Source organism: Sinorhizobium numidicum (assembly GCF_029892045.1).
Classification (GTDB): Bacteria; Pseudomonadota; Alphaproteobacteria; order Rhizobiales; family Rhizobiaceae; genus Sinorhizobium; species Sinorhizobium numidicum.
Genome location: NZ_CP120367.1, coordinates 382,917 through 395,971, shown reverse-complemented (window position 1 = coordinate 395,971; position 13,055 = coordinate 382,917). Strand labels below are relative to the sequence as shown.

The window sequence follows — 13,055 nt, the reverse complement described above, 5'->3', positions numbered from 1 at the left end:
CGTTGCGGTTTATTATCTCGCGGGCGGTGCAACGGATTTCCGCACGACGATTTCGACCGGTAGGAGCGTTTCTCGAAAAGAGCCTGGGCTCTCCTGCCAATTCGTTTCAAGGAGCAGAGCGACGGCGCGCTGTCCGATCGATCTGACCGGCTGACGGATAGCCGTCACCGGAGGGGCAAAGAGATGGAGTGGCCCGACATCGTCGAAACCGACGAGTGAAACGTCCTCGGGTATCGAAACACCTTGCGCGCGCAAGACCTCGATCAAACCGATCGCAATCTCATCCGAACTCGCAAAGATCGCGGTCGGCGGCCTTCCCTCCGCCAGGAAACGTCGTCCGGCTTCTCGTCCGAATTCAATTGTGTATTCGCCGTGATATTTCGAGATGTTCGCCGAACCGTCGGCTGCCTCTCGCATCGCCCGTTCCAAGCCCGCCAAGCGCCGGCGTGAGCTGATCATAGCTTCAGCCCCCCCGATGAAGAGGACGTTCCGGTGCCCGTGTTCGGCGAGATGCTTTCCGGCAAGATAACCACCGCGCTCGTTGTCGGAAAAGAGCTTCGGGGCGTTCGCGTCCGGAACGTCTTCATCGGCAACGACGACCTTGCCGGTGCGGTTGATGAGCTCGGCCAATTGCCCGTTGTCCGGATGGTTGGTGACGAAGATCAATCCGTCGACATGATTTCGTTCGATGAGTTGCAGGTAAGCAACCTCGCGTCCCTGGCGGTTCAGCGTCGCATAGAGCGACACGGCGAGCCCGAGCTTGTCGGCTTCCGCCTCGACTGCTGCGACGAGCGTTGCAAAGAAGGGGTTTGCGATATCCGGCACGACAAGGCCGATCGTATCAGACCGTCCTCGGCTCAACCGACGCGCATGCGGGTTCGGATGGTAATTGAGGTCAAGGATCGCATCCTCAATTCGTTTCTTCGTCTCGGCAGGCAGATCGAGAGATCCATTCAGAAGCCGCGATACGGTGGAGATGGAGACCCCGGCGGCGGCCGCCACATCCTTGAGACTTGTTGCTCGTTCCCGCGCCACCAGCTCCCCCAATTATTGTAAAGCGGTTTAGTAAAGCGGTTTACAAAGGAAAATACGGCCACTGGCGTTTGTCAAGTAAACCTTGCGCCACAATCTGCCTTTTTTCAAAGATGGCCAAACCACGCGAAAACTAGAGAATTATCGAGCCCGATCAGACCCACAATGCCCAGCTGAACACGGTCGGTAAGATCGGCCAGTTGGCGCTTCTCCCGACGGCGAAAGGCCGCAGGTTCTTCGCATTGATCACGATATGAGAACCTCTGATGAGCAATTTCGGGCTCTGGCTCTTCCTTCCCGGCGAGTTCATGCGCCAACCCGCAACGGCCTGGCTTTCGTGCCTTCGCAGGATATGATAAAGAGGCGGTGGTTCGCGGTGAAAGGATAATGATCCTTGGTCCGCACCCTCCCCCTCGCAACGTGCCAGCTGCCGGGCCTGGGAGAGAGTGTTACTACCATCAACTAATTTAGTTAATTGCAATCTTCTTCAGGTTGAGCCTTAAATACTCTCTGTTTTATGAAAAGTTCGTAGTGCTGAAGTCGCTGCGCTTTCAATGAGTTCCAGTCTAGTACCGGGCTAAGGCGTCCGGTTCCTCACGCCGTCGTATACTTTGAACGGTATTGGAGAGTGTTTCATGTGTGGAATTGCCGGACTAATAAATTATACGAGGCGAGATCGCGGGGAATCCGCCGCAACGTTAAGGCAGATGGCGGGAGCACTCGCACATCGGGGGCCGGATGACGAAGGCATCTGGCTTGACCCAGATGGCCGGGTCGGCCTTTGCCACCGCCGTCTCGCGATAATCGATCTGTCGCCGACCGGCGCGCAGCCGATGCACTCGGCCAGCGGCCGATATTCGATTGTCTACAACGGCGAGATTTACGGTTTCCGCGAGCTGCGGGACGAGCTGGAGGCAAACGGCTCGCGATTCTTGGGCCACTCCGATACTGAAGTCCTTTTGGAGGCATTCGAGGCTTATGGGCTTGAAGGCGCCCTGCAGCGCTGCAACGGAATGTTCGCCTTCGCACTTTACGACAGAGTGGCGAAAAAAATCCTGTTCGCCCGCGATCGGATCGGCAAGAAACCACTTTATATCGGCATATCTCCGAATGCAGTCGCTTTTGGGTCCGAGCTGAAGAGCATTAGGACGCACCCTGCCTTTCGGTCTGCGGAGATAGACCGCGACGCGCTTACGCTCTACATGCGGCATGGCTATGTGCCGACGCCCTATTCGATTTATCGGGACATATTCAAGCTCCCGCATGGTTCGTGGCTAAGCATTTCACTCGATCAGCCGCCTGTCTCGGCAACGGCTGCCATAGATGCGGTGAAACCCTATTGGAGCGCTTTCGAGGCGGCTGAGCGGGGATACGCTCAGCGCGTGGAGAGCGCCGACGAAGCCTTGCATCTCCTGGATGACACGCTGAAGCGGGCGGTCAGTGAACGGATCGTCTCAGACGTTCCCGTCGGAGTGCTCCTTTCCAGTGGCATCGACTCGTCTCTTGTGACGGCCGTCATGCAAGAGGTCTCTCCATCGCGGGTGAAGACTTACACGGTGCGCTTTATCGAGGAGCAATATAATGAGGCTGACGTGGCCTCAGCGATCGCTCGGCACCTGAACACCGACCACACGGAGATTACGGCCGAGCCCGACATCGCTTTGGGCATGATCGCCGATCTACCGGACGTCTATGACGAGCCGTTTGCCGATCCGTCGCAGCTCCCGACACTGCTGGTCTCGAAGCTGGCGCGAAGAACAGTGACGGTGGCGCTGTCGGGCGATGGGGGCGATGAGTTCTTCGGTGGCTATAATCGTTATCGCCAAATGACCGTTTTCGATCGCCTTGCCAAAAGGGCGCCCGGCTTTGCGCTTCAGGCGGCAATGCATGCCCCACGCTGGGCGCTCGAAATTGCTGCGTCGGGAGTGCGCCGTGTAGCTCACGGGTCTCTGCAAGATGAGGTGACTGGCAATCGACTAAGAAGGCTTGCCGAACTGCTCGAAATCCGCGATCCCGACACCCGCTATCTGGACTTTCTCTCAGTTTGGTCACATCCGACTGAAATCGTGCCAGGCGGACGCGAGCTGCCCACCGCAATGACATCGAAACGAATCCCGGCGTGTCTCAGTGCGGTCGACCGAATGATGTATAGCGATATGATCGCTTATCTTCCGGATGACATTCTCGTAAAAGTCGACCGTGCTTCGATGGCCGTTGGTCTGGAGATGCGTGCTCCATTGCTCGACTATCGCTTTATCGAACAGGCCTGGCGTGCCCCGAGAGCACTGTGCTTTGGCAAAACCGCTTTGCGCCATCTGCTTTCACGACGATTACCAGAGGAATTCATGAGCCTTCCGAAACGCGGATTTGGCGCACCAATCGCTGCTTGGCTCCGAGGGCCGCTGCGCCCCTGGGCCGAAGACATGCTTTCGCCATCGCGGTTGCGACGCGACGGGATCTTCCGAGTAGAACCGATCGTGGAGCGCTGGAAGGCGCATCTTGCCGGGCACCGCGACTGTGCACCGCAACTCTGGACGGTGTTGATGTTCAACGCCTGGCATGATCGCTGGGGAGGAGCTATTAATCAGCGAGGAAATGCGACGGTGGTCGAGCCAAGACTCCACGACCAAGTCGCCCGCCTCGGCTGATAGAGCGAAGAGTCGGATCCCCGTTACTTCGGGTGACCGTGAAGTCGCACCTGCTTCATGCTTAAATGCGGGCGGACGGCAAGCCGAGACGAACCTCGCGATCCTCGAAATTGCCAAACCAAGGTACGCCGGCACACTGTTGAAGTGTGGCCGGGGATCTCGACATAACAGCTGGTGGTTAGGATAAAGCAGAAGTTCTGAACAGGTAATCGCCGTCCCTTGTTATGGCTAGAATTTGCGCAGCCGGTTTCCTTGACACCTTTTTAGGCGACCCATATGGTTTTTAAACCAATTGGTAAAAAAGAGGGGAACATGACGAAGCAATTTATCCTTTCGCGGCGAGCGATCCTCGCCTCGGGGTTGGCTCTCGGCGCAAACGCCCTGGCACCAGCCGTACGCGCTCAAGAGAAGATGAAAGTCGCCGGCATCCATGCCTCGCCGGTCGAAAACGCCTGGAATTCCTGTCTTCATAAGGCCCTTCAGGACGCTGCTTCAGAGGGCGCGATCGAGTATGTATTTTCGGAAGGCGTATCAGGCACCGACTATCCACGGGCCATGCGCGAATATGCCGAGCAAGGCTGTAAGCTTATTGTCGGCGAGGCTTATGCCGTCGAGCGCGAGGCGCGCCAGGTCGCAGCCGATTATCCAGATACGGCATTCTTGCTTGGATCGAGCGGCGAGGCCACGGGTTCCAATTTTGGTGTCTTCGGCACCTGGAACCATGACGGGGCTTATCTCGCCGGCATGCTGGCCGGGGCTATGACGAAGTCCGGCATAGTTGGTTCGGTCGGCGCTCTTCCCATTCCCGAGGTCAACATGCTGATCAATGCGTTTGGCGCAGGCGTCAAGGAAGTGCGCCCGGACGCCAAACACCTCGTCTCCTTCATCGGAACCTTCTTTGATCCGCCCAAGGCACGCGAAGCCGGACTTGCTCAGATCGATGCCGGGGCGGACATTCTCTTCGGCGAGCGCATCGGCACCGCGGACGCGGCGAAGGAGCGTGGCATCAAGTCCATCGGTTCGCTGATCGACTATACGCCGCGCTACCCCGATACGGTCTTCGCGAACGCAATGTGGTATTTCCGACCAATCCTCAATGCTGCGATCGCAGACGTGAAGGCTGGCAAGCCGACCGGCAACAACTACACTGCCTATGGGCTGATGAAGCAAGGCGGCAGCGATATTGTCTATGTTAGGGGTGTCGCCCCTGCCGCTGCTGAGGCGGCCATGGAGGCCAAACGCTCCGCGATCAAAGCTGGAACCTTTGAGGTCCCGATAATGATGGATGCACCTCAGTAAACAGGCATTTGCATGAGCCGGAGCGAAGGGGCGGGATTTACGGTCGCAGGCGGCGACGCGACGGCGCTCGCCGATCAGATTTCTGCCGGGGCGATGACATGCGCGGAGGCAATGGCGGCGGCAATTGCTGCCGCTTGCGACCGCGAAAGCTATGGAGCCATCTGCCAGCTTGAGGCCGAGTTGGGGATGGCGGCCGCCAGTGCGTTGGACAAGGAACGTAGAGACGATCCCAATCGGTTCGCTGTCCGACCGTTTGCGGGCGTGCCCACACTTGCCAAAGACCTCGGAGGTCCTTTCAAGGGTTTTCCAGTGAGAGCCGGCTCCCGGCTAATTGACCGACCTGATCCGAGCGCTGATTCCGATCTGGCCGAGCGCTTCCGCAACGCCGGCTTCAATCTTTTCGGCCTGACCACAAGCCCTGAATTCGGCCTTTCTCTGTCGAGCGAGCCGGCGCGCGGACCATTGTGCCGCAATCCACTCGATCCCTCCCGCACTGCCGGCGGGTCCTCGGGTGGCGCCGCCTGCGCCGTCGCACTGGGGATCGTCGCCTTGGCTCATGCAACAGATGCAGGCGGCTCCATTCGGGTGCCTGCCGCCTGCTGCGGATTGGTGGGCCTGAAGCCGACGCGCGGGACCATTCCGGCCGGACCAGGCTTTGCAAATCACCTCGGCGGTATCGCGAGCGAACTCGCCGTCTGCCGTTCGGTCCGTGACGTATCTCAGCTATTCGATCAGCTGCGGGGTCGGGCGAAGGGGCCTTATGCCGACCCCAGCCGGGAGGATCGACCCAAGCGCCGGTTGCGCATCGGGGTACTGAGCGATACCGGCACACTTTATCCGACGGAGAGCGGCAGGCTTGAGGCCGTCGTATCGGCAGTGCGGGTCGCCGAGGCAGATGGCCACGAAGTCGTGCCTATCGAGTGGAGTGCGCTCGAGGCAAGCGTCGCAAGCAGCAGCCGCGTTTTCGCCGACATTGTCTCCGTCAATCTGGCATCGCTCGCAGACACTCTGAAGCTCGACCTCAGGCAGGCTGAGCCGCTTTCCTTAGCCTTTGCGGAGCGTGGACGCGCGCTTTCGGCCCCGGAATTGTGGCAGACATTGAGTGCCGACGTGCACATCAGTCGCAATTTATGGACACTCTTCGAAAGCATCGACTGTCTGCTGACGCCTATGCTCGCCTGCGCGCCGCCACCGCTCGGCTCGTTTTCGACCGATCACAGCGACACGGAACTTCATCTCCAAAAAATGGCAGCCTTTGCGCCGCTTGCGAGCCTTGCCAATGTTTCCGGCTTTCCGGCGCTCACTCTTCCCTTTGGGTGCGACCGCGATGGTCTGCCGCTGCCCATACAGATATTTGCCCGAATGGGTGAAGAGACAACATTATTCCGGCTTGCCTCGCGGTTGGAGGCCGAGGATCGCTGGAGACATCCCTATGCCGTCGCGGGACTTGCGGCATGACTTCCGCTCCTGTTCTTCAACTCAACGGCATCAGCAAGCGCTTCGGCGCCATCAAGGCGAACGATGATATCTCCTTGACCCTCGGCAAGGGAGAGGTGCTGGCGCTGCTTGGAGAGAATGGTGCCGGCAAGACGACCTTGATGAGCATCCTCTTCGGCCATCATGTGCCTGATTGCGGCAGCGTGCTGGTCGACGGCGCCGAACTGCCGCACGGTCGGCCTCGCGCGGCAATCCGCGCCGGGATCGGGATGGTACATCAGCATTTCTCGCTCGCTCCGAACCTAACGGTCATCGAAAACGTCATGGCCGGGACGGAGAAGCTTTGGTCGCTGAGGTCGGATGTTGCGGCGGCCAAGAGAAGATTGCTCGCGATCGCCGATCGATTTGGCCTCAAGGTGGATCCCGGCGCACGCCTCGGCGATCTCTCGGTCGGCGAGCAGCAGCGCGTGGAAATTCTGAAAGCCCTCTACAACGACGCCCGTATTCTCATCTTGGACGAACCGACGGCGGTCCTCACAAATTTGGAAGCCGAGCGGCTCTTCCGGACCCTGCGGGAAATGGCACGCCAGGGCCTGTCGCTGATCTTCATCTCCCATAAGCTGGACGAAGTCATGAGCGCTGCCGATCGCGTGGTGGTGCTGCGCGGCGGCAAGGTCGTCGCCGAACGCCACACGCACGAAACCAACAAGTCCGAGCTTGCCGAGCTCATGGTCGGGCATCGTGTCACGCGCCCGGTGCGCGAGGCCTTGCCCCCGGGCGAGATTGCTTTCGAAGCTGTCCGCATCACGGTGAACGAAGGTGGCGTCGATCGCCTGAAGGATGTGAGCTTCCGTCTTCATGCCGGTGAGACACTTGGCATTATCGGCGTCTCCGGCAACGGTCAGGCGACCCTCGCCCGTGTCGTCTGCGGCCTTGCGTCGTGGAGCGCCGGCGACATTGTGCTCTTTAATGAAATGGTGGATGCGCTCAACGTTCGAAGCTTGATCGAGGCTGGCGTCGGGCGCGTCCCGGAAGACCGGAACAAGGAGGGTGCTATCGGCGAGATGGCCGTCTGGGAGAACGCCGTCCTCGAGCAGATTACGGCGCCTTCTTTCTCAAGATACGGATTGGTCAACCGAAGAGCGGCTATTGCCTTCGCGAAAAACATCATTCGAGATTTCGACGTGCGTGGCGGTGGGCCCGTGACCCCGACGCGGCTTCTCTCCGGCGGCAACATGCAAAAGCTTATCCTCGGCCGCAACCTTTGCAATCGCCCGCGCATTCTTGTTGCCTCGCAACCGACCCGCGGCCTTGATGAAGGCGCCGTAGCCGCCATTCACGCCCGCATACTCAAGGCGCGCGAGGAAAAAACGGCCGTGCTGCTGATCTCGGAGGACCTCGACGAGGTGATCGGCCTTGCCGACCGCATCCAGGCAATCGTCAAGGGTCGGCTCTCACAGCCCATATCCGCCGAGGAGGCAAATCCCCGAAAGCTCGGACTGATGATGGCTGGCGAATGGCATGTAACGAGCGAGGCCGGTCATGCGTCTTGAGCGCCGCGATCATCGTCCGATCGCACTCATTATCGCCGCTGCCCTGATGGCGGTCCTAGCCGCCCTTGCCATGGCAGGGATCTTGATCGGCCTTGCCGGTGCACCCGTTCTCAAAGCTTACTGGCTGATTGTCAGCGGCGCCTTCGGCACGCGGCTCGCAGCAACCGAGACACTGACACGCGCGACGCCATTGATCTTGACCGGCCTTGCGGCCGCGGTCGCCTTTCGGGCGCGGCTCTGGAACATCGGCGCCGAGGGACAGTTCTATCTCGGCGCAATCATCGTCGCAGCTCTCGGGTCGGATTTTCTTTCCGCCTTGCCTGCACCGTTGCTCATCCCGGCATTGCTGACAGCTGGCGCCATCGCCGGAATGGTGCTCATCCTTGTGCCGCTCTGGTTGCGCCTTCGCTTTTCAGTCGATGAAGTCGTGACCAGCCTGCTGCTCAATTTCGTCAGTTTGCTGTTCGTGTCGATGCTCATCGACGGCGTCTTGAAGGATCCGCTCGCCTTCGGATGGCCGCAATCCACGCCGGTCAGCGATCACGCGCTGCTGCCGAAGCTTATCGAGCGGTCTCGCCTGCACATCGGCTTGGCATTCGCGGTCGTGATCGCTGTTGTTGTACATTTCGCGCAATCGCGCACCGTTTTCGGCATGCAGTCACGAGCAGCCGGTCTTAATCCGGCGGCTGCAATCTTTGCCGGCGTTCCCCTCAAGCTGACCTTAGTCAAGGTCGCCTGTCTTTCGGGAGGACTGGCGGGCCTCGCCGGAGCGATCGAGGTGATGGGTGTGAAGGGCTATGTAACGACCGATCTTTCGCCAGGCTTCGGCTATTCGGGCATTATTGTCGCCATGCTCGCAAACCTGCATCCGATCGGTGTAGTGCTTACCGCCCTTTTCACCGCCACGATGTTTGTCGGCGCCGATGGAATGAGCCGCGCGCTTAGCATTCCAACCTATATTGCCGATGTCACGGTAGCGCTCTCTCTGCTCACCATGCTTGTTGCTTTGTTCTTCACCCAGTACAGGATCCGCAGATGATGGCACTTGTCGACATCGTATCATCGGCCGGTTTGTGGGCGGCGGTCCTGCGCATCGCCACCCCGCTCCTCTTTGGCACACTGGGCGCGCTTTTATGCGAACGTTCCGGGGTGCTCAATCTTGGCATCGAGGGCATCATGACCTTCGGCGCGATGGTCGGATGGCTCGCTGTTTTTCACGGGGCCGATTTATGGTCGGGGCTCATCGTCGCCGCCGTTGCCGGTGCGATTTTTGGTCTACTGCACGGCGTTCTGACAGTGACGCTTGGCCTTTCTCAGCATGTGACCGGGCTTGGCATTACACTTTTTGCCTCCAGTCTCAGTTATTTCATATTCCGCCTGGTCGTACCACTTGCCAGTACCCCGCCGACGATCGCGCCGTTTCAGCCCGTTGATGTCCCGGTCCTCTCGGAGCTGCCGTTTTTCGGCCAAGCCTTCTTCTCTCAGACGCCGCCGACCTATCTTGCCATCCTATTGGCGCTCTCCATGGCCTATCTTCTCTTCCGCACGCCGCTTGGCCTTGCAATCCGGATGACGGGGGAAAATCCGCATGCGGCCGAGGCCCAAGGGATTAATCCGGTGATGATCCGCTATGGCGCCATCCTCACCGGCAGCGCGCTAATGGCCATGGGCGGCGCTTTTCTGACGCTATCGGCGTTCAACAGCTTCTTTCCGACGATGGTGCAGGGACGTGGCTGGATTTGCATCGCGCTCGTGATCTTTGCGTCCTGGCGTCCTGGCCGTGCCTTTCTAGGTGCGCTGCTTTTTGCCTTCTTCGATGCATTTCAGCTTAGGCTACAAACCGTCATTGGCGGGTTGGTGCCTTACCAGATTTTCCTGATGACGCCTTATCTTCTCTCGATCGCAGCGCTTGCTGTGATGGCCCGCCGTGCTAGGGTTCCGCAAAGTCTGATGCAGCCCTATCGTCGCGGCGAGCGATGACGCTCTCATGCCTGTCCCTTCTCACATCGGTGCTGTCATGTTCGATCTGATCATACGAAACGCAAATCTTCCCGATGGTCGCGTCGGTATCGATATCGGCGCCAAAGGCGGCAAGATCGCAGAGCTCGGGCAAAGGATCGAAGCCGCAGCCATCGAGGAGATCGACGCCACGGGTCGCCTCGTTTCACCGCCCTTCGTCGATCCGCATTTCCATATGGACGCCACCTTGTCGCTCGGGCTGCCGCGCATGAATCGCTCCGGTACATTGCTTGAAGGTATCGCCCTTTGGGGGGAGCTCAGACCGACGTTGACGCGCGAAGCGCTGGTGGAGCGGGCGTTGCGCTACTGCGACCTTGCCGTTTCGCAGGGCCTTCTTTTCATTCGGAGCCATGTCGATACAAGCGATCCGAGGCTAGTTACGGCCGAGGCGCTGCTCGAGGTTCGCGAGAGGGTCGCACCATACATCGATCTGCAGCTCGTAGCCTTCCCCCAGGACGGCTATTATCGTTCGCCGGTCGGCGTCGATGCCCTGGAAAGAGCGCTTGATATGGGCCTCGACGTTGTCGGCGGCATTCCACATTTCGAGCGCACGATGAGCGATGGGGCTGCTTCCGTCGAGGCCCTGTGCCGAATAGCCGCTGATCGAGGCCTTGCGGTCGACATGCATTGCGACGAGACCGATGATCCGATGTCACGCCACATTGAAAGCCTGGCGGCAGAGACGATCCGTTTCGGGCTTCAGGGCCGCGTCGCCGGCTCCCACCTCACCTCGATGCACTCGATGGATAATTATTATGTCTCGAAGCTCATCCCGCTAATGGCGGAAGCTCAAATCAACGTCATACCCAATCCGCTGATCAACATCATGCTGCAAGGCCGCCACGATACCTATCCGAAGCGGCGTGGCATGACGCGTGTGCGTGAGTTGATGGAAGCTGGTCTCAACGTCTCCTTTGGTCATGATTGCGTGATGGACCCTTGGTATTCGATGGGCTCGGCGGACATGCTGGAGGTCGGCCACATGGCGATCCATGTTGCCCAGATGGCCGCGATCGAGGACAAGAAGAAGATATTCGATGCCCTTACCGTCAATTCGGCCAAGACGATGAGCCTTGAAGGCTACGGTCTTGAGCAAGGCTGCAATGCCGATCTCATCATTCTTCAGGCTCGCGATCCGCTGGAGGCATTGCGGTTGAAGCCCAACCGCCTGGCCGTCATCCGACGTGGCAAGGTCATTGCTCGCTCGCCAGCGCGCATCAGCGAACTGCTCATCGAAGGTCGCCCTTCGAGGGTAGATGGTTCCGAATATGCACCGATATTGCCGGAAGCGACGGCATACGGGATCACGCGTTATTGAAGATTGCGATGGTTATGGAAGCGCGGGAGGAATGCCTCGTCCCCAATTCACCCGAAAACAGCGCTTGCTTCTTCGCATCACTACAACAAAGCACAGTTTGAAATTCGCCACTTCTGACGCTATATTGCGTCATGTTCACTGGCAGGAAGGGAGATATCTCGATGGGGCTTGCTCTATATGCAGACAATGGAATTTTTGCTCCGCGCAAGATAGCCAGCGCCTTCCGCACGACGACCGAGGAGGTTGCCCGAACGGCCGGCCTTGGAAAGGACGCGGTTCAGCGCAAGGACCGTGTGCAGTCGGACAAAACACAGCGGCGCCTTCGCGAAATGGTCGAAATCGTCAACAAGGCGGAACCGCGTTTCGGCTCTGCGCTGATCGCCTATGCATGGTACAGGTCCGAACCGCTTCCTGGCTTTTCTGGCCAGACGGCCATGCAGCTTGTGCGCAGCGGGCGTGCCGATGACGTTCTCGACTATATCGATGCAGTCGACGCCGGCATCCACGCCTGACGTTGTCGATGCGCTATCACGGCAAGCTCTATCGTGCACTCAATCCTATATACGCGCGTGAGCCGCTGTCCGGCCGAGGGGCCGAACTTTATGGCGGACGGTTCAATCCCAAGGGGGTGCCGGCCCTCTATTCGTCTCTGTCGGTGATGACCGCATTGAGGGAGGCAAACCAGGTGGGCAGTTTGCAGCCGACCACGCTCGTCTCCTATGACGCCGAGATAGAACGCGTCTTCGATACCCGGGACGAAGAAGCCCTTGCGGCTGAGCACATGGATGCCGTGGCGCTTGCGGACTCCACCTGGCGCGATCAGATGAAGGCGAACGGAGAAGCAAGAACGCAAGCTTTTGCACGCCGGCTGATCGCCGGCGGCTACCACGCCCTGCTTGTCAGAAGCTTCGCTCCCGGGGCAACGGCGGAGGATCTTAATCTCGTACTCTGGACGTGGGGCGGTGCAGCACCGTCGCGTCTTGTTTTGATCGACGACGAGGGCCGGTTGTCAAAATAGCGGCCGCGGACCGGCACATCGGAACGACAGCGATGTTGCGGCGGCCTCGTCAGATTGGACACATGATAGCCAGCCATCGGAACCTATAGCACGCCGGCATCGATACTGCCGAACACGATGACTTTGCGAATAGCCAGTGAAGGATTCTCTCTGAGACGAGCGAGGAGGAGCCACTCAGATGAGCCGACCGGCGTCCTGAAGCTTGCATCGCCACCTCTTCACACGCAGAGCCGGGTGCTCCTCCGACCACTTGGCGATGTAGATGACGGACTGGAACATGCACTGTGTCAGGGAACTGTGGCCTTGAAATTGCAGGTTCTCCTCTCGGCACCTTTCAGGCGCCGAGATAAGGCAAACAGTCAGTACGAGCGTCACCAGCCCCATGGTGTTCTTCCAGTTCCCCGGCCGAGTTTTCCCATGTGGCGACATAAGCGTCAATCAACCGAAGGTCACACCGCATCACCATAATTGGGGTCGTTTTCATGTCCTGGCGCTTCAAAGCCCGAGGATGCCACGTCAGTATCGCGATGGCCACGCAACTTTTCCGGAAAATGCAAGCGCGGTTACGAGCGCCGCATTGCTGCAATCGACTTGCCGCCACTCTGCTGATGGCAAACGGATAACCAGGGGTTTCGCAGTGAGCGACACCTGGCGCAGGCAACGCGAACGAAGCAACGGTCGCAAAAATGCCGGCTGACACAAGCACGCCCCATTGTTTCCGCCCTTCCCGT

At 59.2% G+C, this 13,055-nt stretch carries 11 protein-coding genes; 9 read left to right on the top strand and 2 right to left on the bottom strand.

Translation table 11 applies throughout. The features are described from left to right. Positions 1-12: 12 nt before the first annotated feature. Positions 13-1,035 (bottom strand): LacI family DNA-binding transcriptional regulator, encoded by a 1,023-nt coding sequence (locus PYH37_RS01825; protein ID WP_280731762.1) that lies wholly within the window; start codon positions 1,033-1,035, stop codon positions 13-15. Positions 1,036-1,667: 632 nt separating this feature from the next. Here PYH37_RS01825 and asnB point away from each other — a divergent pair. From asnB to PYH37_RS01780, 9 genes are all read left to right on the top strand, one after another. Continuing rightward, the gene (gene asnB, locus PYH37_RS01820) at positions 1,668-3,680 is read left to right on the top strand and encodes an asparagine synthase (glutamine-hydrolyzing) (protein ID WP_280731761.1); all 2,013 of its coding nucleotides are present in this window, start codon (positions 1,668-1,670) and stop codon (positions 3,678-3,680) included. A gap of 312 nt (positions 3,681-3,992) precedes the next feature. Next, complete coding sequence (locus tag PYH37_RS01815) at positions 3,993-4,979, top strand: BMP family protein (RefSeq protein ID WP_280731760.1); 987 nt, start codon at positions 3,993-3,995, stop codon at positions 4,977-4,979. A gap of 12 nt (positions 4,980-4,991) precedes the next feature. Then, positions 4,992-6,437, top strand: a complete 1,446-nt coding sequence (locus PYH37_RS01810; RefSeq protein ID WP_280731759.1) for an amidase — start codon at positions 4,992-4,994, stop codon at positions 6,435-6,437. Further along, entirely contained in the window at positions 6,434-7,969 is a 1,536-nt protein-coding gene (locus PYH37_RS01805; protein WP_280731758.1) for an ABC transporter ATP-binding protein, read from the top strand. Before PYH37_RS01810 ends, PYH37_RS01805 begins: the two co-directional genes overlap by 4 nt. Continuing rightward, a complete protein-coding gene (locus PYH37_RS01800; RefSeq protein ID WP_280731757.1) occupies positions 7,959-9,008 on the top strand; it encodes an ABC transporter permease in 1,050 nt (349 codons plus the stop codon). The genes PYH37_RS01805 and PYH37_RS01800 overlap by 11 nt, the downstream gene beginning before the upstream one ends. Further along, complete coding sequence (locus tag PYH37_RS01795) at positions 9,005-9,949, top strand: ABC transporter permease (RefSeq protein WP_280731756.1); 945 nt, start codon at positions 9,005-9,007, stop codon at positions 9,947-9,949. Before PYH37_RS01800 ends, PYH37_RS01795 begins: the two co-directional genes overlap by 4 nt. Before the next feature lie 37 nt (positions 9,950-9,986). Further along, positions 9,987-11,306: an amidohydrolase family protein gene (locus PYH37_RS01790; protein WP_280731755.1), complete on the top strand. Its 1,320-nt coding sequence runs from the start codon at positions 9,987-9,989 to the stop codon at positions 11,304-11,306. Between the two features lie 161 nt (positions 11,307-11,467). Continuing rightward, positions 11,468-11,818 (top strand): MbcA/ParS/Xre antitoxin family protein, encoded by a 351-nt coding sequence (locus tag PYH37_RS01785; RefSeq protein WP_280731754.1) that lies wholly within the window; start codon positions 11,468-11,470, stop codon positions 11,816-11,818. 8 nt (positions 11,819-11,826) lie between these two features. After that, positions 11,827-12,324, top strand: a complete 498-nt coding sequence (locus PYH37_RS01780) for an RES family NAD+ phosphorylase (protein ID WP_280731753.1) — start codon at positions 11,827-11,829, stop codon at positions 12,322-12,324. A gap of 174 nt (positions 12,325-12,498) precedes the next feature. On the opposite strand, the gene PYH37_RS01775 is transcribed toward PYH37_RS01780, so the two are convergent. Beyond that, positions 12,499-12,708 (bottom strand): hypothetical protein, encoded by a 210-nt coding sequence (locus PYH37_RS01775; RefSeq protein ID WP_280731752.1) that lies wholly within the window; start codon positions 12,706-12,708, stop codon positions 12,499-12,501. Between the last annotated feature and the right edge of the window lie 347 nt (positions 12,709-13,055).

What these genes read in the sequence shown, in the direction of transcription:
- asnB (WP_280731761.1), top strand. Translation starts at nt 1,668, where the DNA reads ATGTGTGGAATTGCCGGACTAATAAATTATACGAGGCGAGATCGCGGG.
- PYH37_RS01815 (WP_280731760.1), top strand. Translation starts at nt 3,993, where the DNA reads ATGACGAAGCAATTTATCCTTTCGCGGCGAGCGATCCTCGCCTCGGGG.
- PYH37_RS01810 (WP_280731759.1), top strand. Translation starts at nt 4,992, where the DNA reads ATGAGCCGGAGCGAAGGGGCGGGATTTACGGTCGCAGGCGGCGACGCG.
- PYH37_RS01805 (WP_280731758.1), top strand. Translation starts at nt 6,434, where the DNA reads ATGACTTCCGCTCCTGTTCTTCAACTCAACGGCATCAGCAAGCGCTTC.
- PYH37_RS01800 (WP_280731757.1), top strand. Translation starts at nt 7,959, where the DNA reads ATGCGTCTTGAGCGCCGCGATCATCGTCCGATCGCACTCATTATCGCC.
- PYH37_RS01795 (WP_280731756.1), top strand. Translation starts at nt 9,005, where the DNA reads ATGATGGCACTTGTCGACATCGTATCATCGGCCGGTTTGTGGGCGGCG.
- PYH37_RS01790 (WP_280731755.1), top strand. Translation starts at nt 9,987, where the DNA reads ATGTTCGATCTGATCATACGAAACGCAAATCTTCCCGATGGTCGCGTC.
- PYH37_RS01785 (WP_280731754.1), top strand. Translation starts at nt 11,468, where the DNA reads ATGGGGCTTGCTCTATATGCAGACAATGGAATTTTTGCTCCGCGCAAG.
- PYH37_RS01780 (WP_280731753.1), top strand. Translation starts at nt 11,827, where the DNA reads ATGCGCTATCACGGCAAGCTCTATCGTGCACTCAATCCTATATACGCG.
- PYH37_RS01775 (WP_280731752.1), bottom strand. Translation starts at nt 12,708, where the DNA reads ATGGGGCTGGTGACGCTCGTACTGACTGTTTGCCTTATCTCGGCGCCT.